Source organism: Serratia sp. BIGb0163 (assembly GCF_024809935.1).
Taxonomy (GTDB): Bacteria; Pseudomonadota; Gammaproteobacteria; order Enterobacterales; family Enterobacteriaceae; genus Serratia; species Serratia quinivorans.
This window is the reverse complement of sequence record NZ_JANUDZ010000001.1, coordinates 2,141,373-2,165,638: the sequence shown is the minus strand read 5'-3', so window position 1 is coordinate 2,165,638 and position 24,266 is coordinate 2,141,373. Positions and strand designations below refer to the sequence as shown.

General features: G+C 51.9%; 23 protein-coding genes, 1 tRNA gene and 1 pseudogene. 14 read left to right on the top strand and 11 right to left on the bottom strand.

What is annotated here, in order from left to right; genetic code table 11:
* The first annotated feature begins 43 nt into the window (after positions 1–43).
* Both M2406_RS10360 and M2406_RS10355 read left to right on the top strand, forming a co-directional pair.
* Entirely contained in the window at positions 44–952 is a 909-nt protein-coding gene (locus M2406_RS10360) for a sugar glycosyltransferase (protein WP_259189848.1), read from the top strand.
* The gene (locus M2406_RS10355; protein WP_259189847.1) at positions 930–2,096 is read left to right on the top strand and encodes an O-antigen ligase; all 1,167 of its coding nucleotides are present in this window, start codon (positions 930–932) and stop codon (positions 2,094–2,096) included. The genes M2406_RS10360 and M2406_RS10355 overlap by 23 nt, the downstream gene beginning before the upstream one ends.
* Here the strand turns inward: M2406_RS10355 and M2406_RS10350 are convergent.
* Together M2406_RS10350 and M2406_RS10345 are read right to left on the bottom strand one after the other, a co-directional pair.
* A complete protein-coding gene (locus M2406_RS10350) occupies positions 2,082–3,182 on the bottom strand; it encodes a glycosyltransferase family 9 protein (protein WP_259189845.1) in 1,101 nt (366 codons plus the stop codon). The two genes, M2406_RS10355 and M2406_RS10350, sit on opposite strands and share 15 nt — an antisense overlap.
* A 147-nt stretch (positions 3,183–3,329) precedes the next feature.
* Positions 3,330–3,965 (bottom strand): flavodoxin family protein, encoded by a 636-nt coding sequence (locus tag M2406_RS10345; RefSeq protein WP_112362498.1) that lies wholly within the window; start codon positions 3,963–3,965, stop codon positions 3,330–3,332.
* Positions 3,966–4,086: 121 nt separating this feature from the next.
* Between M2406_RS10345 and M2406_RS10340 the strand changes: the two genes are divergently transcribed.
* The 3 genes from M2406_RS10340 (at position 4,087) to M2406_RS10330 (ending at position 6,084) form a co-directional block, all read left to right on the top strand.
* Positions 4,087–4,968 carry a LysR substrate-binding domain-containing protein gene (locus M2406_RS10340; RefSeq protein ID WP_259189844.1) on the top strand — a complete coding sequence of 294 codons (882 nt, stop codon included), beginning with the start codon at positions 4,087–4,089 and terminating at the stop codon, positions 4,966–4,968.
* 87 nt (positions 4,969–5,055) lie between these two features.
* Entirely contained in the window at positions 5,056–5,643 is a 588-nt protein-coding gene (locus M2406_RS10335) for a nitroreductase family protein (protein WP_259189843.1), read from the top strand.
* A 153-nt stretch (positions 5,644–5,796) separates the two neighbouring features.
* A complete protein-coding gene (locus tag M2406_RS10330) occupies positions 5,797–6,084 on the top strand; it encodes a DUF2623 family protein (RefSeq protein WP_017893365.1) in 288 nt (95 codons plus the stop codon).
* Positions 6,085–6,151: 67 nt separating this feature from the next.
* Here M2406_RS10330 and M2406_RS10325 read toward each other — a convergent pair whose 3' ends face one another.
* The 4 genes from M2406_RS10325 to M2406_RS10310 form a co-directional block, all read right to left on the bottom strand.
* Positions 6,152–6,751, bottom strand: coding sequence for a hypothetical protein (locus tag M2406_RS10325; protein ID WP_012145862.1), 600 nt, complete (start codon positions 6,749–6,751; stop codon positions 6,152–6,154).
* A gap of 18 nt (positions 6,752–6,769) precedes the next feature.
* Positions 6,770–7,066, bottom strand: a complete 297-nt coding sequence (locus M2406_RS10320) for a hypothetical protein (RefSeq protein WP_012145861.1) — start codon at positions 7,064–7,066, stop codon at positions 6,770–6,772.
* 243 nt (positions 7,067–7,309) lie between these two features.
* A complete protein-coding gene (locus M2406_RS10315; protein WP_259189967.1) occupies positions 7,310–8,947 on the bottom strand; it encodes a penicillin acylase family protein in 1,638 nt (545 codons plus the stop codon).
* 86 nt (positions 8,948–9,033) lie between these two features.
* Entirely contained in the window at positions 9,034–9,747 is a 714-nt protein-coding gene (locus M2406_RS10310) for a penicillin acylase family protein (protein WP_259189842.1), read from the bottom strand.
* A gap of 514 nt (positions 9,748–10,261) precedes the next feature.
* Between M2406_RS10310 and M2406_RS10305 the strand changes: the two genes are divergently transcribed.
* The 3 genes from M2406_RS10305 (at position 10,262) to M2406_RS10295 (ending at position 15,147) form a co-directional block, all read left to right on the top strand.
* Positions 10,262–10,876, top strand: a complete 615-nt coding sequence (locus M2406_RS10305) for a TetR/AcrR family transcriptional regulator (RefSeq protein WP_012145859.1) — start codon at positions 10,262–10,264, stop codon at positions 10,874–10,876.
* 75 nt (positions 10,877–10,951) lie between these two features.
* Complete coding sequence (locus tag M2406_RS10300; RefSeq protein WP_112362491.1) at positions 10,952–12,061, top strand: efflux RND transporter periplasmic adaptor subunit; 1,110 nt, start codon at positions 10,952–10,954, stop codon at positions 12,059–12,061.
* A complete protein-coding gene (locus M2406_RS10295) occupies positions 12,058–15,147 on the top strand; it encodes an efflux RND transporter permease subunit (protein ID WP_259189838.1) in 3,090 nt (1,029 codons plus the stop codon). Before M2406_RS10300 ends, M2406_RS10295 begins: the two co-directional genes overlap by 4 nt.
* Before the next feature lie 162 nt (positions 15,148–15,309).
* Here M2406_RS10295 and M2406_RS10290 read toward each other — a convergent pair whose 3' ends face one another.
* Positions 15,310–16,500, bottom strand: coding sequence for an MFS transporter (locus tag M2406_RS10290; protein WP_259189836.1), 1,191 nt, complete (start codon positions 16,498–16,500; stop codon positions 15,310–15,312).
* Positions 16,501–16,635: 135 nt separating this feature from the next.
* Here M2406_RS10290 and M2406_RS10285 point away from each other — a divergent pair, with 135 nt between their 5' ends.
* The 4 genes and pseudogenes from M2406_RS10285 (at position 16,636) to M2406_RS10275 (ending at position 18,616) form a co-directional block, all read left to right on the top strand.
* Positions 16,636–17,607: a LysR family transcriptional regulator gene (locus M2406_RS10285; protein ID WP_135344138.1), complete on the top strand. Its 972-nt coding sequence runs from the start codon at positions 16,636–16,638 to the stop codon at positions 17,605–17,607.
* A 93-nt stretch (positions 17,608–17,700) separates the two neighbouring features.
* The gene (gene fos / locus M2406_RS10280; RefSeq protein WP_017893358.1) at positions 17,701–18,099 is read left to right on the top strand and encodes a fosfomycin resistance glutathione transferase; all 399 of its coding nucleotides are present in this window, start codon (positions 17,701–17,703) and stop codon (positions 18,097–18,099) included.
* 49 nt (positions 18,100–18,148) lie between these two features.
* Positions 18,149–18,232, top strand: a pseudogene (locus M2406_RS26480) (thymidylate kinase); the annotation flags it as partial.
* 204 nt (positions 18,233–18,436) lie between these two features.
* The gene (locus tag M2406_RS10275; RefSeq protein WP_015696789.1) at positions 18,437–18,616 is read left to right on the top strand and encodes a hypothetical protein; all 180 of its coding nucleotides are present in this window, start codon (positions 18,437–18,439) and stop codon (positions 18,614–18,616) included.
* 27 nt (positions 18,617–18,643) lie between these two features.
* Here M2406_RS10275 and M2406_RS10270 read toward each other — a convergent pair whose 3' ends face one another.
* The 4 genes from M2406_RS10270 to M2406_RS10255 form a co-directional block, all read right to left on the bottom strand.
* Complete coding sequence (locus tag M2406_RS10270) at positions 18,644–19,981, bottom strand: HEPN/Toprim-associated domain-containing protein (RefSeq protein WP_259189834.1); 1,338 nt, start codon at positions 19,979–19,981, stop codon at positions 18,644–18,646.
* 294 nt (positions 19,982–20,275) lie between these two features.
* Positions 20,276–21,445, bottom strand: coding sequence for an MFS transporter (locus M2406_RS10265; RefSeq protein ID WP_259189833.1), 1,170 nt, complete (start codon positions 21,443–21,445; stop codon positions 20,276–20,278).
* A gap of 162 nt (positions 21,446–21,607) precedes the next feature.
* Entirely contained in the window at positions 21,608–22,537 is a 930-nt protein-coding gene (locus M2406_RS10260; protein ID WP_259189832.1) for a LysR family transcriptional regulator, read from the bottom strand.
* 381 nt (positions 22,538–22,918) lie between these two features.
* A tRNA-Asn gene (locus M2406_RS10255) sits at positions 22,919–22,994 on the bottom strand.
* A 5-nt stretch (positions 22,995–22,999) separates the two neighbouring features.
* Here M2406_RS10255 and M2406_RS10250 point away from each other — a divergent pair.
* Complete coding sequence (locus tag M2406_RS10250) at positions 23,000–23,260, top strand: hypothetical protein (RefSeq protein WP_126501771.1); 261 nt, start codon at positions 23,000–23,002, stop codon at positions 23,258–23,260.
* A gap of 81 nt (positions 23,261–23,341) precedes the next feature.
* Positions 23,342–24,265, top strand: coding sequence for a nitrogen assimilation transcriptional regulator NAC (nac, locus tag M2406_RS10245; RefSeq protein ID WP_012145849.1), 924 nt, complete (start codon positions 23,342–23,344; stop codon positions 24,263–24,265).
* Position 24,266 lies beyond the last annotated feature (1 nt).

The following is a 24,266-nucleotide window of genomic DNA, read 5'->3' as shown; positions in this document are numbered from 1 at the left end:
TTTTTGTTGGCGTGGATGCATTTTTTGATGGGAAATTGGCTCGATGGGAAGTTTTTTTAAGCAGATATATCGTTATTCTCATTCTCGCCCTTACCGGCATAATGAAAATCTCTGGCCCTATGTAAAAATAGAACGTGCAGCCAGTGGAGAGATTGCCGTATTCCATTATAAAAAACAGCTTATTCCTACAGTGACGTTGTCAGCGCTGAAAGACAGTTGCCAGGGGCCGATACTGTTGACGGCGACTGGGCCATCGGTGAACACCATTTGCTTTGGCGATATTCCTGAAATGCCGGCTCTCGGGGTCAATGGTGCTTATTACTTAAGCTCGAAGGTGAGTTTTCGCTTTTATGTTATTGTCGATATGGGATTTATCGATCAACGACCGGATATTATAAAAGAGATCATTCTGGCAACGGGTTTAATCCTGTTCACTACGGTCCACGGCGTGGCGAAAATAATTGACAGGTTCTCGCTGGCTGGCGTGAAGTGCCAGTTCGCCGTAATCGAAGATGCGACCTTCAAAATCTATCGCCCAAAAATAAGTCCGTCGGCACTCTGGGATCATTACCGCCACGACTGTGATGTCCATTTTTCCTCTGTCTGTAAATCCATCGCCTTTAGCCATGATATTCGACGTGGCATCTTCGATGCGGGGACGGTAGTTTATTGGGCCTTGCAGATCATTTCCTTCCTGGGGTTTAAACAACTTTTTATTGCCGGGCTGGATATGAACAATTTCCATTTACCGCGCTTTTATGAAACGCCAGAGAATAAATTGCCGACACTTTTGCCTGAGAAAGTGGATGACCTGATCATTCCGGCTTTTAGCCATGCGAGTGAAAGAATGAAAATCAACAATATCGCTATAAAGAATTTTTCATTGGCGAGCGCCATAGACACCCGTATTTTTGAAAAGGTTGATTGCAGTGATTTTTTCAAAAAAAACTGATGTCACCAACCTAATCGCTGTTTACGCTTTTTTTGCCTTTTCATTTTTTAGCGCCATTTATTGCGGCCACACCCGGGTGAATAATTTATTCCATATCTCGGCGATTTTTTTCCTGCTGACGCTGGCCACCCGACCGGAATTCCGTCAGGCCTGGCTTGGCAGGCGTGCTGCACTCATCGGTATAGCCTTGGCAGCGTATTTTTTGGCGTACTACTCCGCCAGTAATTTCTGGGGAGGCACGCCGGAAGATGCGCTGTCTGCCCTGACGCACAGCGCCTATATTCTGATTTATCTCGGCCTGTTGGTCTCGGTGTTGGATAGCCCTCGCCGCAATCTGTTACTTTGCGCCGTGATTGCCGGTATCACCTTGCTTTGTCTGTATCTGACATGGAGGGATTACCACGAAATTTATACCCTCAGAGAAACGTCTGACGCCAATCCCGGCCCGCGCAACGTGATCGATCTTGCCGGTTATGCTGCATTGGGCATTATTTTAAGCCTGATGGTTTTCCGTGAAACCCAACAAAAAAAGGTCCTGCTGACGATCCCGCTGCTTTTTGCCTTTATGGTGCTGACACAAAGCCGCGGGCCTTTGATTGCCTTAATGGTGGCGCTGGTGTTAACCACGCATTACCGAGCGCTGAATAAAAAGTCGGCAATGCTCATTGTGGCGATGATGATATTTACTGTAGGCATGGTGCTATGGTCGTCCATTGGTGAAATGCTGATAACGCGCTTTGCCGAGTTGTATCAGCAGAGCTTTGTGCGGATGAGCATTTGGCGACACAGTCTGGCGTTGGTAGAGCAGGCACCGTTTTTTGGCTATGGGTTTGATAGGGAGCTGACTTTTACCAACTATACCGGCGAGTTTATTCATACGACTCACAGCCTGTATCTGGGCGCGTTGCTCAAAGGCGGGTTGGTGGGCTTTTGCCTGTTCATCGCGTTGCTGACGTTTGGCGCGCGGCTTGCCGTGGTTCACCTTAAGACAGGGCGACGTCTGGAGGCTGCGTTATACCTGTTTATGCTGATCTTCTACTGCTCACAGGGCATGTTTGTTATCGCGAATCCGGCCGAATTTTGGTACCTGTTTTGGTTCCCCTTGGCTGTGGTGTTCGCCCAACCCACCTCAAATGCGCGTTAGTGCCAACGCGATCGTCACTTTTTCAAACACCTGACTTTCAGTGATGATGCTGAGGGGTTGGCGGCGTTGAGCCGTAGTGAGCGTTTGTGCATCAACCGACACGTTCATTACCTGATGCAGTTCGCGATTTTGATAAGGGCCGGTGTGCTGCGGATTGGCGGTGACAAACAGGCTGATGGTCGGGGTTTTCAGGGCAATGGCCAGATGCAAAGGGCCGGTGTCGCCAGTGACCAATACCTGCAGGTTCGACATCACCGCCAGCAGTTGCGGCAGGGTGGTTTTGCCGATATGACTGACCACGCGTTGCCGTTCGGCCTCTGTCAGCCCCGCGATAAATTCTTGTTCTATAGACAGCTCTTTCGGCGAGCCGATTAATTCGATTTGGTGGTGCGGCGACTGCGCCAGCAGCAGTTTTGCCAGGCGAATAAACTGACCGACGGGCCAGCAACGCAGCGTTTCAGAAGCCCCCATTTGAAAACCGATCGGGATTTTATCCGCGGTTTTATTCATCGTCGCAAACTCAACGGGAATAAACATTTCGCTGTTATCGGTGTTGCAACCCAACTGTGCCACTAAATCCAGCTTACGCTGAATTAAATGGCCGCCGGTACTTTGGCTCACGCCGCTCAACCAGGGTTCCATGCCGGTGGCCTTGTTGCCATAGGCGTCCTTGAACACATATTGGCAACCGGCAGTAATGGCGACAATCACGTCGTAAGGGGATTTGGAGTGCAGGATGATCGCCAGTTGCGGCTTATATTTACGCAACTGGTGAATAACGCTGAGCATGTCTTTGGCTTTATGATCCCAATAAATGACGGCATTAAAGTAACGGCTGGTCGCGACCAGCTGTTTATTTTTATGGCTGGAAATCAGGGTGATACTGGCCGTTGGGTAGCGTTCGCGCACCGCGCGGATGGCCGGCGTATTAAACATCAGGTCGCCAAGGGCAGTGGTAGAAAAAATAACGATACGCTCAAAGGCCAGTTCCGGCTTGAAACTGGCTTTCTGCTGGAAGTTGCCGCCCAAGCGGGTGTACATCTTAAGACAGGCGTTTGCCGCTGTTATTTTCCACTGTTTCGACATCTTGTTTCACTTCGAGTTAATTGGCGCGCCGGTCTGGCATCTGCATCATATGATGTTTGTCCTGGTGGGCCAATGGTCGGCAATAGTTTGCTACATATGCTTGCGCAACCTTGATAAAGGGGCAGCAGACGTGCCCCACGTATTGAGTCAATCTTGCCAAACCTGTGGGCTACGTGGCGTATCCATCCGGTAATCAGAATAGTGACGCGTGAAAATTTCGCGGCCCAGATCGCGGGCGGCCTGTAGCGGATTACGCGGATCACGGCTGACTTCACCCCGATTGTTGCCCGCACCCTGAACCATCCCTACAAACTCGCAATGCGAATAACGGCTGAATTCCTGAATTTGATGCACGATCCCCATAGCTCCTCCGGGGTAGGTTTCCTCCGAGGCTACCGTCAGCCCGATGCGTTTGCCACTCATACGCTGATGTACCTGTTCGGCATCAGGGTAGGCATTGGAGTAATAGCTGAAAGAGCGATCGAAAAAGGCTTTGGTTTGCGCCGACATGCCGTACCAGTAGAGCGGGGTACAAAATACCGCCGCATCCGCCGGCAAGAAATGCTCCAGAAACAGTTCGCCATAGCGATCGGCTGGTGGCGCGGCATGGCGTTCATCCGTCAGAAAACCGCTGATGTAATCATCCAAAAAATGCAGGCTGGCTTCGGTGCCGGCTTCGGCGGCTCCTGCCATCACGGCCTGTGCCAATGCTGCACTGTTGCCGTCACGGCGTGGGCTTCCGACCAGGACGATAAGGCGCTTGGGTTGTTGAGATGAATTCATGTCACTCTCCGTTTTATTGATCATGGGTATACGATTGCCAATTTACGGTGCTCAAAGAGTCAGTGACAAATGACGGCTATTCTTTCAGGATGAGTTAAATTCATCTGTATGGGATTTAATCATGTTTGCCACGCTTCCGGTTACTGCATTGCGCACCTTTGAATCCGCCGCCCGCCTGCGCAGTTTTAAACAGGCTGCACTGGAGCTGGCTGTAACCCCGACGGCGGTATCGCATCAGATCAAGGCGCTTGAGCAGCAACTGGGTTTTGCCTTGTTCGATCGTGTGCCGCGCGGTGTGCGGTTAACGCAGAAGGGCGAGCGTTTGTTCGCTGGGGTGCATACCGCTTTGCTCGATGTGGCAACCACGCTGGATGCGCTACGACCGGTTCCCAGTACCGGCTCACTGTGTGTTTCCGTCACCCATTCTTTCGCTGCATTGTGGCTGGTCCCGCGCCTGGGGCGCTTTTATCAGGCTTACCCGCACTACCTGGTACGCCTGGAGGCCTGCGGTGAGGTGATTGATCTGCAGCAGGACGCCAGCGTGGACATTGCCATTCGCTACAGCAGCACTGACTATCCGCAGTTGCATCGGGCAGCGCGGTTGGAAGAGAGCTTTGGCGTCTACGGCGCCCCGGATTTGTGTGCAACTGAGCAACAAGCGCCCACGCTGATCACTGTTCACTGGCATGACTCCACTCTTTATGAAACCGGCTGGCGCGAGTGGTGCCAGGCTGCGGGTGTCGACTGGTGGCAACGGCATACCGCGTTGCGGGCTTATGACGAAGAGCATTATGCTTTGCAGGCAGCGGTGGCCGGGCAGGGGCTGGTGCTGGCCAGTTCGGTGATGGTGTCGGACCTGGTGCGTAACGGGTTGCTGGCATCCTATCGGCCGGAAATTTGCGTACCGGGTGCGGCTTATAGCGCGCTGTGCGTGCCTGGGCGCGAACGGCATCCGCCGGTACGGGCGTTCCTGGCCTGGCTGCAACAGGAGATCTTGCGCTGAACCACAGCACAAAATAGAAATTCTTCTGGCGTGAGGCATGGGAATATCAGATAACTTTGTTATTCCCTTCCCATGAGAGAGATGTCCATGAGCCAGCCAAGAGTTTCTGATTACCCCATTGATGCACAGTTTATTGAACGTTGGTCGCCGCGCGCGCTGGCAAATGATGCTATCGACGATGAGACCCTGCTGAGCTTCTTTGAAGCGGCGCGCTGGTCACCTTCGGCCTATAACATTCAGCCGTGGCGCTTTGCCTACAGCAAGCACGGCTCTGCCAGCTGGGACAGCTATCTGGATTTCCTGGTTGAGTTCAACCGCGGTTGGGCGCAGCACGCTTCGGCGCTGGTGGTGGTGATATCCAAAACCACCAGTCTGAACGGTGACAAGGAAGTCAGTAACCCGAGCCATGCCTTTGATGCCGGGGCTGCCTGGGCCAACCTGGCGCTGCAGGCGCATCTGAAAGGTTGGCTGACCCACTGCATGGGCGGTGTTCATCACGACAAAATCAAGGCTGCGTTAAACCTGCCGGACAACTATCAGGTACATGGCATGGTGGCGATCGGCAAAGCGGGTGATAAATCCCTGCTGCCGGAGTTTCTGCAGCAAAAAGAGATCCCTTCAGGGCGCTTGCCGCTGGAGCAGACGGTGGTGGAAGGGCTGAATTTTACCCTGTAATCATCCGGGTTTAAGGCTTACAGGCCCGCTGAGTTTCGCTCTGCGGGTTTTTTTATGCGGTCACATAACGAGGTAAAACTTTGTGAGTATGTCCAGTGGCGCAATAATTGTTATATAATTATTTATATAGCGATTATTGAAAGAGGGGATCTCATGAACAATCACTTCGGCAAGGGGCTGATGGCCGGTTTGGCCGCGCAGAACGCCGGACCGGCTTCGGAGCTTTCCCGGTTTTGTTGTGACTACAAACGTGGCTTCGTGCTGGGGTATGCACACCATTTGGCGGAAAGCCTGGGTGACGAAAATCAGGCCGCATTCGAAGCAGGCTTGCTGTGCCGGGCGTACAGTCTCAATGGGGAAGTGATGAGCGAGTTCTTTTCTGGTGGCGCTAATCGTCTGGCCGAAAAGTTTTTCTGCGCCGGATATAACCGCGAGCAGTAAAACCAGGCCTGACTATCTTATGGCCTGACGGCTCAGGCCATATTCAGTACTGGGGCGAACGCAAGTTTCAGGATAAGGCAGCGGCAACATTGCGTAGCTCCGGCAAAATCCCCAGGTTTTTTTCCTGCACCAGATCCTGGTAAATTTTAAGGATCACCGCTTTCACCACATCAGAATTCCGTGTCAGGCTCTGTTGTTCCATTATGCTATTTAATTCAGCCAGTTGCTTTTGACTGACTTTCATCGACAAGCGCTTCGATGATTTTGCATTCGCCAACTCGCTGCCTAACAGCGTTTTCAGTTCTTGCTGCTGATAGCGGCCGGTGGTGAGCGCATGGAGGTAGTAAAGGATCAGCGTTTTATGAAAGTTTTCATCCAGCGAATCATCTATTTTCTGCGTGGCAACGTTCAGAATGTCGAGATAGTGCGCCGGAACTCGCACTTCCAGCGCTGATTTAGCCTGCTCAAACTCGCTTTTAATGCGCGGCGTGGACTGGGCAGGGACACTGACCACCGCATTACACTGGTTGCAGACGGCAGCTAGAATATTTTTTACTGTGCCGCAGCGATCGCTGAAGTCCACATCACGTAAACGATAAGTTGCCATTGTTCGGCCGCAGTTTTGGCACAGAACGCTGCGCGTATCGCCTTCTTTAACAATCCTCATTGTGAGCTCCTTGCTGAGTTATTGATGCACGCTGATAAAGATGATGTCGGGTTCTATGAAATAAAATTTCACGTACCAATAGCAACCTGACCTCCAGGGGCGAAGAATGTGGACATCAGTAGTGGCATCTTGATGATGCGGACAGCACTGATACGCATCTCCACCCGTTTTCCTGATAAGTTCAATCACCCAGTTTTCATCAACCTGGCCGGTAGCGAACAGGTTTTTTACATCGATATTGCCACGTGCCTCATGGTCATACGCCCCTTGCTGAAGACAGCGTATGGCGAGTTGTTTTACGTCCTTGAATCCCATCTTGCCTCCCTATAGTGTACGATAATTTGCGTACATGCAAGCCGTTAGAAGAATTTCATCGCAGCCAAGTGTACTGAGGGAAGAGGCAGGACAGCCAAGCAATGTGGGTGAATAACCGGAGAAAAAGATGAAAAGGCGGGAAGCCTCGCAGACTAATGTAACGGGCATTTTCCTGCATATTCAGTTTGACGGGCAACAACAGCCCAGTTCAAACATGAACTGGGCTGCAAACACTATCTGGCGTCAATAACTGATGGTTTCCTGGGAGACCGAATTGGCCTGGACATCAGTGTCGCTGAGCCATGTACGTTTGTTTTTCAAATCACCGAACAATGACAGCTGATCGTCAAAATGTTTTGAGCGTTTCCCGTCTGGAGCAATAAAACCGGACTGGCCTGGAGGTGTCACCTCGACACCGGTAACTCCTTCATGGGTAAAGACCACCATGTCATTTTCGGTCCCGCGGTTCATGGCAAGACGATTCTGAAGGTGTTCGTCTGAGCCTGCTTGCGGAACATTCAGGAAGTTTTTGGTTTGATAAGTGGTGTTTGACACCCTGGTCTGCCACGCAGACATCTTCCCGCCTTGTGATTTGTTCAGATCGTTAACGGCGAGCCGCAGTGCTTCCATCATCAGGCTATCGACGTCCCTGCCTTTGAAGATATCAAAGCCCGAGCTCTTGCTGCCGGCGGTCATGCCCTGATAAAGAATTTTGGTACCCACCGAAATATTCTGGCTGCCCGTGGTGCTCTCTCCCTGCGTCATATAGCCGGTATCAAGGAACCACGAGGCCTGTTCCGCAGGCAATATTCCGCCCAGAGACAGAGTCAGCATATGTTGCAGCCAGGCGCGGAAAATGGGTGTTGCCGGGGTATCGTAATAACCGTCGTTATTCAGATCCCGCTCCTCATAGTCCCATTTACCGAGGATAGCGGCAGCTTCGCGTAGTTTCGGGTTATCACTTTTGCCTGCGACCTTGACCAGGCGGGGCACAAAAAAGCGCGCGTTAGGATCTTCGAATGCGGCATCCATCAGCAAATCCCATAGCTGCTTGGGGGTAAAGCGCGGCTGACTATCAATGCGGGTGAATAACGACTGGATACGGTCGGCGGTATTCCAGGAGTACCACCATTCGTCTGGATTGGGGAAGCCTTCCGCCGGGCGGTTGTTCCAGTTGGCGATGTAACCCGTTTTGGGATTGTAGACCTGAGGATTGGTGGAAAATGGCATGAAACCTTGCCATTCGGAGCTGCCGTCGCCAGGCATAGGTAGCCGGTTATCGTGCCCCTTAAGGCGTATTGGATAACGTCCGCCCAAGGCATAACCGATGTTGCCTTTTTTATCGGCGTAGTACCAGTTGACGTTGATGGCGGAATGTTGGACCTGATCGAGCCATTGTTGATGGTTTTTCGCTTTGCCAACTTTATTCCAGGCCAGTAAAGTGGCGACTTCCTCGCCTTCCCAGCCACGACGTTTGGCATAGGCCAGACCCTGCCTGGGATTGTAGTCGATTACGGCACCTTGCACGCTACGGTACACCGTCAAATGCCGGGTTTCGCCATCCTTCACCGCGATGGTCTCAATGCGTTTTTCCAGAGGGCGGTATTTCCCCTGATAGAAGTACTCTTCAGGGTTTTTAGGGTTCAATTTCAACTGGTATATATCGACATTATCACCAGCCCCCCAGGTACTTCCCCAACTGATGTCGCGGTTGTAGCCGAACTCCACCATCGGATAGCCGAAAGGGCTGTTTCCCACCGCGTCATAACCCGCGCCATGTAACCCAACAGAATAGGTGTAAGCGGGTTGATAGAAACCGAACTGAGGCCCGTTTAACAGAATGCTTTCGGCACCTTCAGATTTACGGGAGCCCAGGACGATGATGTTACTGAAGGCTTTTTCCTTCGGTGGCTTCCAGCGGGGCGTTTGTTCGTTGGTCGCCGTCTCTGTCGGGAGCGTTGCATGGTTCAGAACGGTTGTCGCCGGCGGGGCAGAAACGTAGGCTCCATCGCGTACCGAAGGCTGCCATTCCCCCTTGGGGACTGTGGTGGGTGCACCTGCGTTGTCTTGAGAAAGCAGCAGGTTAAATATCGCTTTGCCTTGCGTCTCGCCATCCTTTTTATCAGCCCGGCGAGTAATTGCTGGTTTTCCAACTCGGTGTTGTAGTCTCCGAATCGGTTGACCATGGACCCGATGAACACCATGGCTACATCGAAGTCCGTCCAGGGAGCCGGTTTAAAATTATGGTCAATAAACTGTTTTGGCATCAATTGCTGCGGGTTGGCATCGATTTTCTTCAGCCATGCATTAATGCCCTGGGCATAACCATCGAGAATATCGCGATCGCTTTGGGGCAGCGCGGCCAACTGAGCTTTTATTTTGGCAGGGGAATACTGTTGGCGAATGCCTATATCAAACGACAGATAGTCTTTGCCCAACACTTCGGCGACACGCCCCTCAGTACTACGCCGGGACATTTCCAACTGGTATAGACGGTCCTGAGCGATGGCATAACCATAGCCATAAAACAGTCCGTAAACGTCATTGGCGTAAATGTGAGGGGTACCATAGGTGTCTCGTTTTATCGTCACATCGGCGGCAAAAGTTTGGGCTATCACCAGGTTGCAGCCCAACCCAAGGGCCAGTAGCAAAGCAGAACGCGTTTGAAATAACAATTTCATGCAGTTTCCTCGTCAACTCGCTGTTATCGCGGCGGTGGTTTGTTAGCTCAGGGAGGGCGAGCCTGCCGTGAGAGTTCAGTTAGCTTGCTACATAAAATCAACAAAGTGATACATAATTTTAACTTTAATGTTGTTTTGTGTGTCCAAAATCACTGTTCAAGGAGTGCTCTATTTATCGGGTTGGCCACTAATCTCATTATTAATTTGCTGATTTATGCCGAGGTTTTGTGATGACTGGGGGGGATTGAGAGTGGAAGGGATACTTGATTTTAATTTTTATATTGAAGAGTAAATCATGACTTAAACATAGCTACTGACGTGGCAATAGGGTAAGCGGGATGGTTTGGTTTCTTTCCGTGATATCGGCCATATGAGGTATCTTGTAACCCTATATGGCCCGTCATCTGTTTTGTTAAGGGGAGCTTTGATATTCTCTGGGCCAACTCTGAATTGTGACTTAATTACCAAATGGTCACTCGTTGTTAATCAGGGCTCATTGAGCTAAGCTGGAAAAATGACTAAACATATAAATGAAAATCCCCCCAGGGGCCCCTCGGATCACAGCGTCCGCGATCAGGTCGTCGAAGCTGCCACAGAGCATTTCGGGCATTTTGGTTATGAGAAAACCACCGTATCGGAACTGGCTAAATCAATAGGCTTTTCAAAATCTTATATCTATAAGTTTTTCGATTCCAAGCAGGCGATCGGTGAGGTTATCTGCGCCAATCGGCTGGCGATGATTATGGCGATTGTCAATTCAGCGATTGCAGATGCACCGTCGGCCTCCGAAAAATTGCGGCGTTTATTCAGAGCACTGACCGAAGCCGGCAGTGATTTGTTTTTTCACGATCGCAAGCTTTATGACATTGCTGCCGTTGCGGCGCGGGATAAGTGGCCTTCGGCTGAGGCCCATGAAGAGCGTCTGAGAAAACTGATTGAGCACATCATTGTAGAAGGGCGGCAGGCGGGAGAGTTTGAACGGAAAACGCCGCTGGATGAGGCTGCGCATGCGATATATCTGGTCATGCGGCCTTACATCAATCCGGTTCAACTGCAATACAATCTGGAAACGGCATCGGCGGCTGCTGCGCTGCTGTCCTCACTGATACTGAGGAGTTTATCACCCTGAGTTGTGACTATTGACAATGTTGGTCACTGGTCTGAGAATGCGGTTACTGTCCTGCCAAATTAATTAAGGGAACCCATGCTCAGGCTTAATCCTGCCACTTTTGCTGTTTGCCTGTTGCCGCTTGCCCTTGTGGCCTGCGGTGACTCTTCCAGCACCGAAGATCCCCGTACTCAGCCTCCTCTGGTAAGGTCTGCGACCGTGGCGAGTGCTGTCGATGCTTCCCGCGCATTTACCGGCGTTGTCGTAGCCCGAACTCAAAGTGACCTCGGTTTTAGAGTACAAGGCAAAATCCTTGAACGTCTGGTCGATACCGGCCAGACCGTTAAACGCGGCCAGCCATTGATGCGTCTGGATCCGGTTGACCTGAGCCTGCAGGCACAGGCTCAGCAACAGGCCGTCGCGGCGGCAAGGGCCCGTACAAGACAAGCTGCTGATGACGAGGCGCGTTACCGCAGTCTGGTCACTACGGGGGCTGTGTCGGCATCGGCCTACGGTCAGATAAAGGCCGCAGCCGATACGGCCAAAGCGGAACTCAGTGCTGCACAGGCACAGGCGAATGTGGCACAAAATGCGACTGGCTACGCCGTGCTGCTGGCCGACGCCGACGGAGTGGTCATGGATACGCTGGCTGAACCCGGACAGGTTGTCAGTGCCGGGCAAGCGGTAATCCGGCTGGCCAGAGCAGGGCAGCGCGAGGCCATCGTGCAGTTGCCTGAGACACTACGTCCGGCTACCGGAAGCGAGGCCGAGGCAACGTTGTACGGTACCGATAAACAGTCAGTCCCTGCGAAACTGCGGCTCCTTTCCGATGCGGCCGATCCCGTAACGCGCACCTTCGAGGCGAGATATGTGCTGGAGGGGGCACTGGCGAGCGCGCCTCTGGGATCCACCGTTACGCTTCATATTACTGACGATAAATTACCGGGCCAGATGATGCAGGTGCCTTTAGCGGCAATCTATGATCCGGGCAAAGGGCCGGGTGTCTGGGCGATTTCGGGTAAGCCGGCCAAAGTGTCATGGCGGCCTGTTCAACTGCAGGGGTTGGGTGACGATGTTGCAAGGGTGACCGGTACCCTTAAGCCGGGTGAACAGGTGGTCGCTCTGGGGGCGCATCTGCTGCATGACGGTGAGGCGGTACGCCTGGCTGAACAGAGCGATACCCGCATCGCCGGGAGCCGGCCATGAGCGCGGGGCGATTCAATCTTTCAGCGCTTGCCGTTCGTGAGCGCTCGATCACTCTGTTCCTTATTATCCTGATCACGGTCGCGGGTATTCTCTCGTTTTTCGAACTGGGGCGGGCTGAAGATCCCCCCTTTACCGTTAAGCAGATGACGATTATTACTGCCTGGCCGGGTGCCACCGCGCAGGAGATGCAGGATCAGGTTGCCGAACCGCTTGAAAAGCGTATGCAGGAGCTGAAGTGGTATGACCGTAGTGAGACCTACACGCGTCCCGGTCTGGCTTTTACCATGCTGTCACTGCAGGACCGCACACCGCCTGCACAGGTGCAGGAAGAATTTTATCAGGCGCGCAAGAAGCTCGGTGATGAGGTTAAAAACCTGCCGGCAGGTGTGATAGGGCCGATGATCAATGATGAATTCTCCGACGTAACCTTTGCCCTCTTTGCGCTGAAGGCGAAAGGGGAGCCACAGCGACTGCTGGTGCGCGATGCGGAATCTTTGCGTCAGCGTCTTTTACATGTGCCGGGGGTCAAGAAGGTCAATATCATCGGCGAACAGGCCGAACGCATCTTTGTCTCGTTCTCGCATGACCGGCTGGCCACGCTGGGCATTTCTCCACAGGATATTTTCTCCGCCCTCAACAGCCAGAATGTACTGACGCCCGCAGGTTCGATTGACACCAAAGGGCCGCAGGTCTTTATCCGCCTTGACGGTGCCTTCGACGAACTGGAGAAAATCCGCGAAACGCCCATTGTTGTACAGGGCAGAACCCTACAGCTTTCTGACGTGGCAACGGTTGAGCGTGGTTATGAAGACCCTGCAACCTTCTTGATCCGCAACCAGAGTGAACCGGCGCTGCTGCTGGGGATCGTTATGCGTGACGGCTGGAACGGCCTGGATCTGGGGAAGGCGCTGGATGCGGAAACCGCCAAAATTAATGAGGGCATGCCGCTCGGCATGAACCTGACGAAGATCACCGATCAATCAGTCAACATCAGCTCCGCCGTTGACGAGTTTATGATCAAGTTCTTTGTCGCGCTGCTGGTGGTCATGGTGGTGTGCTTCGTCAGTATGGGATGGCGCGTGGGCGTGGTGGTCGCCGCTGCCGTGCCCTTGACGCTGGCTATCGTTTTTGTGGTGATGGAGGCTTCCGGCAAAAACTTTGACCGCATTACCCTGGGGTCGCTGATCCTGGCGCTCGGGTTGCTGGTGGATGATGCCATCATCGCCATCGAAATGATGGTGGTAAAAATGGAAGAGGGCTACGACCGCATCAAAGCCTCGGCCTATGCCTGGAGCCACACGGCGGCTCCGATGCTGGCGGGCACGCTGGTCACCGCCGTCGGTTTCATGCCCAACGGGTTTGCCCAGTCCACCGCCGGCGAGTACACCAGCAACATGTTTTGGATTGTGGGGATTGCCCTGATTGCTTCCTGGGTCGTGGCGGTGGTGTTTACGCCTTATCTGGGGGTGAAAATGCTACCGAAAATCAAAACGGTGGAGGGAGGGCATGCGGCGATTTACGACACCCGCCATTACAACCGTTTTCGCCGGGTACTAACCCGCGTTATCGCGCGAAAATGGATAGTGGCCGCTACCGTTATTGCCGTCTTTATTGTCGCTATTCTCGGTATGGGGCTGGTGAAAAAACAGTTTTTCCCCACTTCCGATCGGCCTGAGGTATTGGTTGAAGTCCAGATGCCTTATGGCACAGCCATTGAGCAGACCAGCGCCACAACGGCGAAAATTGAAGCCTGGCTGAAAAAGCAGAAAGAGGCAAAAATCATTACGGCCTATATTGGGCAGGGGTCGCCGCGCTTTTATCTGGCCATGGCACCAGAGCTGCCCGATCCGTCGTTTGCGAAGATTGTCGTGCTGACGGACAGTCAGGAAGCGCGTGAGGCGCTCAAATTCAGACTGCGTGAAGCAGTGGCCAGCGGCCTGGCGCCTGAAGCGCGCGTGCGCGTGACTCAACTGGTGTTTGGTCCGTATTCACCTTATCCGGTGGCTTACCGAGTCATGGGGCCGGATCCCACCAAACTGCGCGAAATTGCAGACGAGGTAGAAAGGGTGATGCAGGCCAGCCCGATGATGAGGACCGTCAACACCGACTGGGGACCGCGGGTGCCGGCGCTGCATTTCACGCTCAATCAGGACCGCCTGCAGGCGGTGGGGTTGACATCGAATGCGGTTGCACAGCAGCTTCAATTCCTGCTTTCAGGGGTTCCGATCACCTCTGTGCGTGAAGATATCCGTTCGGTGCAGGTCATGGGACGCGCGGCGGGAGATATCCGGCTTGATCCGGCAAAAATAGCCGGTTTTACCTTAGTGGGCTCTTCCGGCCAGCGCATTCCGCTATCTCAGATAGGCAAGGTTGAAGTGCAAATGGAAGATCCTGTTCTGCGTCGTCGCGATCGCACCCCGACGATTACCGTGCGGGGGGACATTGCCGAAAATCTGCAACCGCCGGATGTCTCCACAGCAATCATCAAGGCGTTGCAGCCGGTCATCAATCAACTTCCGACGGGTTACCGCATTGAACAGGCTGGTTCGATTGAAGAATCCGGCAAAGCCACCCAGGCTATGGCTCCGCTGTTCCCTATCATGATTGCCATGACGCTGTTGATTATTATTCTGCAGGTGCGGTCGATGTCGGCGATGGTAATGGTATTCCTCACCGCGCCACTGGGGCTGATTGGGGTAGTGCCAACACTGCTGCTCTTCAACCAGCCGTTTGGCATCAATGCGCTGGTAGGATTAATCGCGTTATCGGGGATCCTGATGCGTAACACCCTGATCCTGATAGGGCAGATCCATCACAACGAACAGGAAGGGCTGGCACCATTCCATGCCGTTGTGGAGGCGACGGTGCAGCGAGCCAGGCCGGTGTTGCTCACGGCAATGGCCGCCATCCTGGCGTTTATCCCGCTGACGCATTCGGTTTTCTGGGGAACGCTGGCCTATACCCTGATTGGCGGAACCTTTGGCGGCACCATCATCACGCTGGTCTTTCTGCCGGCAATGTATGCCATCTGGTTCAGGATACGGCCTGACAATCAGCCGCAGAGTGAAAGGCCTGCATCCGCCTAGGTCTGTTTCTGACGAGAACAAATGAACCGCGTTTTTGTCACTTAGTCTCACCACAGATCATTGTCATTGGGAAATGGTCTGTGGTTTTTACAGTATCGACTGAGAAATTAAGGAACCGGATAAGAGGGGGCTGTGCGCCCAAACATTTCCTCACATCGTGTTTTAGGCCTTTTGCGATAACGCCCTGTTCATTGCGAGAATCGTGCCTAACAACGAGAGGAGTAGAAGTCCGATAACACCCCATGCAAAGGACGCCAAGCCTGTTCGATCCAGCAAAATACCTCCCACAATCCCACCGGCGGCAACGGCGCTGTTCCAACCAGTCGTATACATAGATTGCGCGACATCGACCGATTCACCGGCAAAACGAGACAATGCCGTTTGGGTGATCGTAGCAAATCCACCCACGGCCATTCCCCAGATCACGACGGAAGAATAAACCATCTTTGGAAGGCCCCCCCAAAAAGCAAGTAGCAGGGAAGCAAGAGCGAAGACCACGATGCTTGCAACAGCAAGGAGTTGCAGTCGGCGATCAACCATTGAGCCGACGAACCACAGGCCAATGATTGAGCCTATTCCGAAGACGAACAGAACAATATCTACATCCGCGGACAAGCCCGAGGGTTCGAGGAGGGGCTCAATGTAGATATAGAGAATGTTGTGAGCGACAACGAAGGTAAAGACCACAAACAGTACGGCACGAATGCCAGTCTTTAGAAAGACTCCTGTAAGAGGCTGGCGCTGCTCCTTGGTCTGACCGGGAAAATCCGGAACGACGGCGATAACCCATACGATGAGCGCCAGTGCCAGGACAGTCATCAGACCAAAAGCACCTTGCCAGCCAATGGTTCGACCAAGTAACGCGCCGAGCGGTACGCCGAACACCAAAGCTATGGTCGCGCCAGCGCCGGATATCGCAATCGCCCGCCCGCTGAGATGAGATGGTGAGATGCGTACAGCAAAGCCGGCTAGCAGCGACCAAACAATGCCACCGAAGACACCGGCAAAGAAGCGCGCTATCAATGAGATGCTATAGCTATCGGAAAGCGCGGTGACGAGATTGACAACCGAAAACCCAAAGATCGCCACCAAGAGCAAAGGACGCCGCCGCATACCCTGCGTAAGGGTTGTCACTGGAATAGCAGCGACCAGTGCCCCCACCGCGTAGGCAGTGATGAACTGACCGGCCAAACTTTCGGATACATTCAAGCCCCCCGCGATGGAGGAAAGCAATCCTGCCGGCATGATTTCGGTCAACAGCGTGATAAAGGCTGCCATCGCTAGGGCAAGCAGTGCCGCGATAGGCAGGGTTTCCGTGTTCCTGCTTGAAGCCGATGTAGTCGTCGTATGCATCAAAAAATTCCTCAAATCGAAGTTGTCTCAGCCCTTTGCAGAGCGCTACCCGACAGTGTGCTCGTTGGCGAAAAGAAGAAAAATAGGCAATAATTCACAACATATATGACAATTTAGTCATTAATAAGGAAGCTCATGGAAAGCCTTGGTTCCCTCGATGTCTTCGTTCGTGTCGGTGAGTCGCGCAGCTTCACGACTACCGGGCAACAACTAGGTATCTCAGCATCAGCAGTTAGCAAGGCTATCGCTCGTTTGGAGGAGCGGTTAGCTACGCGACTGTTCCATCGGTCGACTCGAAACGTCACTTTGACTCCAGAAGGAGCTCTCTTTCTTGAGCGCTGCAGACGCATTCTGGGTGAGGTGGAGGCGGCGGAAAATGAGCTTGCGCAATCCAACCAGATGCCTCGCGGCAAGCTTCGCGTTAGCCTGCCTTCCGTCGGTCTACTGTTCATGCCGCAATTCGCCGAATTTAAACGTCAGTACCCCGACATAGAACTGGATATCGACTGCTCTGATCGTCTGGTGGATGTAATCGAGGAAGGATTTGATGCGGTGATCCGTACGGGAGAGCCAAGTGATTCCCGGTTGATGGCACGTAAGCTCGGAAGCTATCGTCGTATCATGGTGGGTGCACCGAAGTACTTCGAACAATGTGGGGTGCCGAATACCCCCGAGGAACTAATGCAGCACCGCTGTCTACGATACCGATTCCCCAGTAGTGGCAAGGTCGACCAGTGGCCCCTCAGCCGCGGAGGCCAAATGCTCACTTTTGATCTAGCCAGTTCAATGACGGCCAATACGCTTGAACCGCTGGTTTGCTTCGCAGAGTCAGGTCTTGGCATCGCGTGTATGCCAGACATTGCCATCCGTCAGCAACTGGAAGTCGGCAGCTTGGTATCCGTACTGGATGGATTCAATCAAGACCACACCATCTTACGGGTGCTGTGGCCTTCAAGTCGGCATCTTTCACCCAAGCTGAGAGTCTTCGTTGATTACGTCACCACCGCTCTATTTCCAGATACAAGTAAGAAAACTGTTATCAACGGTGCAAACGTGATCCCCCCAACGGTTGAACTCACAGCTCATAGCAGACTTCATGTTCCATAATCCTCATGCTGCAGACCCCTTAAGTGTATTTATGTGCAAAGAAATATAAATCATATAAATTAAATCTTTCTGCGCCCTGTTAAAGAGTTCTACATGTTGAGCGGACTAAATCACATCACCCTTGCAGTGAGTAACGTAGCAAACAGTCTGAATTTTTATGTTGAGACGCTTGGGTTCACACTTAAAGCCAAATGGGCTCATGGAGCTTACCTTTCGTTGGGTGAACTCTGGCTGTGTCTTTCAGGGGATAAAGTATCTGTTGGTGATGACTACACGCATTATGCATTCAGTATTCCTACTGAAGAATTCGATGTGTTCGTTGAACGGTTGAGGTCTTCTGGTGTTACAGAATGGAAAACTAACAAGAGCGAGGGGAAGTCGGTCTATTTTTTAGACCCCGATGGTCACAGGCTTGAGATCCATGATGGAGACCTTGAGAGCCGCCTCCGTGCTTGCCGTATTCAGCCATACGAAGGAATGGAGTTTTTCTGAATGTTCAAACCAAGGAAGTAAGATGCTTTTGCCAGATGTAAGCTATAACGGCTGGGTTTTATGCCGTAATCAAGCAATGATTGAAGACGCAACAATGCAGGTGATTTTCGAGATCTACAGAGTGCCTGGATGATGCACCACGTTCTTGCCATGGGCAGTTTTGTGCTAGGAGCGGTCATTGCTGACATCAAAATGTGTTAATCACCCGGGAACAGGTCAAACCTTCAGTCCACGTTAACAGCGGGGGCGAATATTTCGTTGCCCGCATCAAATTATGTTGGCATTCCCACTGTCGTGACACGACGCTGAGTGTTCCCAAACACACAGGAAACAGAAAATGAACGTGAATACTGAGATTTTGAAACTCTGGCAATCCAGGGGCGAAAACGAGCGCACCGGATCCGATGCGGAGAGGGTGGCAGATATTGCCTGGGAGCAGGGGTTACAACTTCACCGCAACCGGCAGGAACATTACCAACGAGTGATGTACCTAATTGGCCATCGCAATATCGGCTAACTCATACAGGCCGCACATGCGGCCTTTTTAATCTGGATATTGAACATCTACTTCATTTTTTCGAATTTCTGATGAGATTTTTGAACACGCCTTTATTAATTCATCCAAGACAATAGCGAGTTTGGCAAAATCATATTTGCTAAAATCCTTACTCCCTGGTTTTAGTTTCATGAATTTTTTCGTGTAATAGTCTTTATTTTCCAGCGCGCCTTGATAAGCATCGCTTTCCTTTTTGTAATTTGACCATCGAATTTGAGCTTCATCATAATCAGAAAATCTTAGATCCAGATAGCATTCAATCGCTACAGCCCGGCCATTGATGTTTTCATAGGTAACGCCGTGAGGACCAATGGCTGGAAATTGATTAAAATCAGGAAGATCAGGCAGATGAATACAGTTAATATTGTGAGGCAATGCGAGTTTGCGGATTTTTTCATATGCTTCAATCCCTTCGCAATCATTATCTAAAACGAAAACAATCAAGTTTTGAATGTCGATTTTTACGAGTCCAGCTGCGAACTTAACCAGATTTCCTGAACCAGTGAACGGGTACCCTTCACTCATGTCGATAAAGTGGAAAAAATCTTCTATATCAGGCCGTAAGAGATGCAATGCATATTTGATTACGTTGGAGTCGGTGCTTCCCTCGGTGGCAATCAGGAACTTGTCACGTCTGCGAGCATTTACCTGAATATCTTTTATATTCGCATAACCAGCAGAAACTAGATCTCCGTAATCCCAAGTGACGAATTCATTATAATTATTTGGATTTTCGGCCAAAAGTCGCATTACAGAGTATGGATGCAGTATGCTAACTAAAGTCCCAAAAGCAGATTTTTCAGACCATGCATTATTAAAGGTATTGTCGTATTGAGGTATTCTGTTTAATAACTCATCATTATTAAATCTGCCCATGATAAGCTCGCGTTCTTTTTTCCTATCTTTTAAGCTAATATAATTATCGTTTAGTTCGCTAATGTTTACGCTCTTGATGAAGTTAACGAATTCATCAAAGCCCATCATGTTACTAATTGGCTTTGCATATTCCGGACAGGATTCGTTAAATTCCTCTTGGTATTCAATTGAATCTTTAGCCATGAGTTCATACTCATAGCGTATATTTTCAAGGGTGAAACCCAACAACTCCAATCGGTAAGCTACTTGCCCCAAAGGTTTACGCAACACAGTACGACAGAGGATGCCATCAGGAGTGTCGTAGTCTTCTCCTTCCTCTATTTGATCTTCATTTAGTGGCTTGACGTGATGATCGGCACTTTGAAACAGCCCTCCATGATCTATACCCAGCGAGTTCTTAGTCGAATCTAGCTCCATTCCTGACACTTCAAGAGAAATCACAGTACCCATAGTTCAACCTTTGAATGGCATTTTCCGTAGTACCGGAATACTACCAATACGCCGATTGCGCATCCATGATTTGAACTGGCTTCCATACTCTGTTTTTAGCAAATTGGACTGACCCCACCCCGGTAGCGTCTGCTCCTCGCTCATAGCAGACTTGGCGGTCTTGCTTTCCTTCCGCTCTGCGCCAGAAGCGGGCGCTACTTAACCTGATAAGTGAAATGCGAATAAATGCTGCGTTAACTATTGTGCCCAGTGAATGATTCAGATGGCTTTCTCACTGGCCAGTCGTCATATCTTCTAATTCAGCTCTGCAGCATGCCCGGTTTTATCCGTAAGACCGGACAACATCGCAAGTATCAGTGCAATAACAGACAATATAGCTCCCGCCCAGTTAGGCGATTGCAGACCGAACCCCGCAGCAATCACCGCGCCACCAAGCCAGGCTCCTACAGCATTACCGAGGTTGAAAAGACCGATATTAACCGCAGCGGCCAGCGTGGGTGCACCTGCTGCCCGTGCTTTATCCATCACCAGTTTCTGGATAGGGGAAACTGTCGCAAATCCAAACGCAGCCATCAGGAAAATGCAGACGGCTGACATAACCTGGCTGTGCGCTGAAAAGTTGAATACCAGTAACACGACGGCTTGAGCAGCCAGTGTGATATAGAGCATCGGCATAAGGGCGCGGTCAGCATATCGGCCACCAAGTTGGTTGCCCGTAAACAATCCAAGGCCGAACAGCAGCATCAGCCATGCGAGGCTGCTTTCACTGTATCCTGCCAGCTCCGTCATCATCGGCGCGATGTAGGTAATTGACGTAAAGAATGCGCCCGGCCCGAAAACAGTAATGCCCATTGCCAGCAGCACGTTTATGTTTCTGAAGGCGTTAAACTCATGCGCAAATCTCTGATTTTGTGCCCTTGGCTGGTGCGGGACGAGCATTCCGATGCTGATAACCGCAATGACCCCTATCACGGCTATAGCCATAAAAGCATCACGCCAGGAGAGGTGTTGACCAATCCAGGTACCGGCGGGTACGCCAATAAGATTTGCGACGGTTAGCCCCATGAACATGAACGCAATGGCCCTCACGCGTTTAGAAGGTGCAACCATATCTGCCGCAATAATCGAACCAAGACCAAAGAAAGCACCGTGCGTCATGGACGTGATAATTCTGCCCAGTATGGCTATGCCAAGCGTGGGGGCAAACGCCGTTACCATGTTCCCGGCTACGAAAAGCAGCATAAGGAATACCAGCATGGCTTTACGCGGGACTTTTGAACCCAGAATAATAAGAGCCGGTGCGCCGACGAAGACGCCCAGCGCATAAGAAGTCGCCAGATAGCCGGCAACGGGGATGGTGACGTTAAAATCTACGGCAATGACGGGGAGCAGCCCGGCAATGATGAATTCAGTGGTTCCGATACCGAATGCACCTATCGCCAGCGCCCATAGAGCTAATGGCATAACAAATATCCTGTAAGTAACACTATGTTTTACGTTTGAACTGCTCCGGCATACGGGAAAGATTTCAGCCCGTAAGGCAACAAAAGCAGCGGGACGATAAGGATATAAGTTTGCTAAAAGGCGATAAACAGCCCAGATATCGCCTCAGTGACGACAAAATCTCTACCTAAGCGTGCCGAAATAGCCTTCTCCGGCCTTTTTCAGCAGTTCGTCAACGATAAGGCGAACTCTGGGTATGAGGTGCCTTGTTCGGGGCCAGATGACGTTCAGCTCAACCGGGATGGGGGCATGGTCTGCCATCAGAGAGATCAGGCTGCCTGCGGCGATATGGCTGTTAACCATCGACTCAGGAAACTGAGCTATCCCCACGCCAGCCAGACAGGCCTGAATCATGGCATCTCCGTCGCTTATCTGATGTGCTGTGGCGGATATGAATTTCACTTCACGCTCCCCGGCCTTTCGCAGCCGCCAGGCAAGGGGGGCACCCCGGCGGTAGCCCATAACGCAGTAGTGGCTTTTCAAATCCTCTATATCGGCAGGCAAACCGTTCTGTTCAAGATAGGCCGGAGAGGCGCACAATATAAGCCGCTGCCGGCTCAGGCGACGGGCGATCAGCTCATCGGTGCTCTGCAGCTCTCCCAGCCGCAGCACCAGGTCAACGCCTTCCTCCACCGGGTCAATAAGACGGTCATTGAAAGTTAGCGCCAACCGCAGGGCCGGGTAGCGGGTCATCATCTCGATCAATACCGGCATCATCAGATTCCGTCCGAAAGACGCCGGCATATCAATACGAACCGTCCCGGTGGGATTTTCCTGCCGTCTGCTGAGCGTGTTCTCGGCAGAATCGAGAATTTCAAGCGCCGAGAGGCAACTGGTCAGGTAAGCCTCCCCATCACTCGTCAGGCTCAGTTTACGCGTTGAGCGGTGAAAAAGACGCGTTCCCAACCTCTCCTCAAGCCGGGCCACACTTTTACCTACTGCCGATTTGGTAATGCCCAGTTGCTCCGCGGCCTCAGTGAAGCTGCTCGATTTCGCAGTAATGACAAAGTTAGTAATTCCCCGCAGGGATTCTGCTGTAATTCCGGTAGACATAAAGTTTACTCAATGACGATTCATTGTGCATTTGTCGATGTGTAATTCTATACCAGGCTTATCCCTATCAGTAAATAAAGCACCGGCAACCTGATATCAGCTCAGCTCACTGCACTTGCAAAAATGACGGTCAACCAGAGCTGATCATCCTTCACACTTATCCGTAAACCCATCGGAAGAAAATTATGCCTTCGGTGCAGAAGTTATCTATGACTCCGTTTCACGATCAGACGACGTGAAAGGGGAAGATACAGAAAACATCCTTACTCTGTTCCCGGGAACACATATCACAACAGTCAGGATGATGACGCTGAATCACGAGCCGGGGCTTGAAAAAGCAAAAAGCCCGCTCAGGTTTCCCTGAGCGGGCTTCTCTAAATTTGGCTCCTCTGACTGGACTCGAACCAGTGACATACGGATTAACAGTCCGCCGTTCTACCGACTGAACTACAGAGGAATCGTTTGAACGGGGCGAATAATAACGGGGTGGCCCTGGCTTGTAAAGTCAGAAAAGGCCTTGATGTTTCGTTTGCTGCAAGATTATTCAACCTGCTGCTTTTTATGGCTTTTATTGCTGCACTGCTGCGCAGTGGTTCACAACCTGCCACTTATCTTCATCACATGCTTTATGCTGGTGCAGGCTTTGGTGGTTTTCCGCCGGTGAGGGGAACGTCACTACCAACGCCAATATCATTTTTTCTTATTTTTCCGTCGATTAGTTGACGCTTTCTCTTATTCCGTCTGTCTGGCCCGGATCTTGCTGTGGTTTATCTTAACCCAGCCAAGTGGCATGACGGAGGCAGTATGAATTTCAGACGTCTTAAGTATTTCGTGAAAATCGTCGACATCGGCAGCCTGACCCAGGCGGCAGAAGTGCTGCATATCGCCCAACCGGCTCTCAGTCAACAATTGGCGACGCTGGAAGGAGAGCTGAAACAGCAGTTGCTGATCCGCACCAAACGCGGGGTACAGCCTACCGAAGCCGGTAATATTCTTTATGCCCATGCCCAGACTATTTTGCGCCAGTGTGAACAGGCGCAAAGCGCGGTCAATAGTGCCGGGCAGGCGATGAGCGGGCAGGTCTCCGTCGGGCTGGCCCCGGGCAGTCTGGCGTCACAGTTGGCGTTGCCGCTGTTGCAGGCGGTGCGCGATCAGCATCCGGGGATTTTGCTCAGTCTGAATGAAAATATTGGCTCGACGCTGGCCGGCCAGGTCGCTAACCAAAACCTGGATATGGCGGTGATCTACGGCGCTAAAATGCCCGCAGGTTTGCAGGCCACGGCCTTAATGCGCGAAGATCTCTATCTGGTGGCGACGCGTGCGGTGCCAAACCCTGGCAACAGCGTTGAGCTGCTGGACGTTGCGCGGCTGAATTTATTTCTGCCGCGTGAGGGAGACGTGGTACGCAGCCAGGTGGACGAAGCCATGGCGATACGCAAGTTAACGGCCAACGTGATTGGTGAAATTGAATCGCCTGGCACCTTGAGTGCGGCTATCGCCAGTGGTTTGGGGGCCACCATTTTGCCAGAGTCGGTGGCGCGCGCGATGATTGGCCCGGCCAAGGCATGGATGGCGCGTATCAATGCTCCATCGCTGAGCGTGCCGCTTTCGCTGTGCATTTCCGGCCAGCAATCCTTGTCGGCCCCGGCGCTGGTGGTGAAAGAGATCCTGCTGTCCATCGCCGCCAGCCGCAGTCAGGAAAAACGCGTGCTGGCGTTGGTGCAATAAA

Coding starts and splice junctions, on each gene's coding strand:
- M2406_RS10360 (WP_259189848.1), top strand. CDS start 44: ATGGGAAGTTTTTTTAAGCAGATATATCGTTATTCTCATTCTCGCCCT.
- M2406_RS10350 (WP_259189845.1), bottom strand. CDS start 3,182: ATGTCGAAACAGTGGAAAATAACAGCGGCAAACGCCTGTCTTAAGATG.
- M2406_RS10345 (WP_112362498.1), bottom strand. CDS start 3,965: ATGAATTCATCTCAACAACCCAAGCGCCTTATCGTCCTGGTCGGAAGC.
- M2406_RS10340 (WP_259189844.1), top strand. CDS start 4,087: ATGTTTGCCACGCTTCCGGTTACTGCATTGCGCACCTTTGAATCCGCC.
- M2406_RS10335 (WP_259189843.1), top strand. CDS start 5,056: ATGAGCCAGCCAAGAGTTTCTGATTACCCCATTGATGCACAGTTTATT.
- M2406_RS10330 (WP_017893365.1), top strand. CDS start 5,797: ATGAACAATCACTTCGGCAAGGGGCTGATGGCCGGTTTGGCCGCGCAG.
- M2406_RS10325 (WP_012145862.1), bottom strand. CDS start 6,751: ATGAGGATTGTTAAAGAAGGCGATACGCGCAGCGTTCTGTGCCAAAAC.
- M2406_RS10320 (WP_012145861.1), bottom strand. CDS start 7,066: ATGGGATTCAAGGACGTAAAACAACTCGCCATACGCTGTCTTCAGCAA.
- M2406_RS10310 (WP_259189842.1), bottom strand. CDS start 9,747: ATGAAATTGTTATTTCAAACGCGTTCTGCTTTGCTACTGGCCCTTGGG.
- M2406_RS10305 (WP_012145859.1), top strand. CDS start 10,262: ATGACTAAACATATAAATGAAAATCCCCCCAGGGGCCCCTCGGATCAC.
- M2406_RS10300 (WP_112362491.1), top strand. CDS start 10,952: ATGCTCAGGCTTAATCCTGCCACTTTTGCTGTTTGCCTGTTGCCGCTT.
- M2406_RS10295 (WP_259189838.1), top strand. CDS start 12,058: ATGAGCGCGGGGCGATTCAATCTTTCAGCGCTTGCCGTTCGTGAGCGC.
- M2406_RS10290 (WP_259189836.1), bottom strand. CDS start 16,500: ATGCATACGACGACTACATCGGCTTCAAGCAGGAACACGGAAACCCTG.
- M2406_RS10285 (WP_135344138.1), top strand. CDS start 16,636: ATGGAAAGCCTTGGTTCCCTCGATGTCTTCGTTCGTGTCGGTGAGTCG.
- fos (WP_017893358.1), top strand. CDS start 17,701: ATGTTGAGCGGACTAAATCACATCACCCTTGCAGTGAGTAACGTAGCA.
- M2406_RS10275 (WP_015696789.1), top strand. CDS start 18,437: ATGAACGTGAATACTGAGATTTTGAAACTCTGGCAATCCAGGGGCGAA.
- M2406_RS10270 (WP_259189834.1), bottom strand. CDS start 19,981: ATGGGTACTGTGATTTCTCTTGAAGTGTCAGGAATGGAGCTAGATTCG.
- M2406_RS10265 (WP_259189833.1), bottom strand. CDS start 21,445: ATGCCATTAGCTCTATGGGCGCTGGCGATAGGTGCATTCGGTATCGGA.
- M2406_RS10260 (WP_259189832.1), bottom strand. CDS start 22,537: ATGTCTACCGGAATTACAGCAGAATCCCTGCGGGGAATTACTAACTTT.
- nac (WP_012145849.1), top strand. CDS start 23,342: ATGAATTTCAGACGTCTTAAGTATTTCGTGAAAATCGTCGACATCGGC.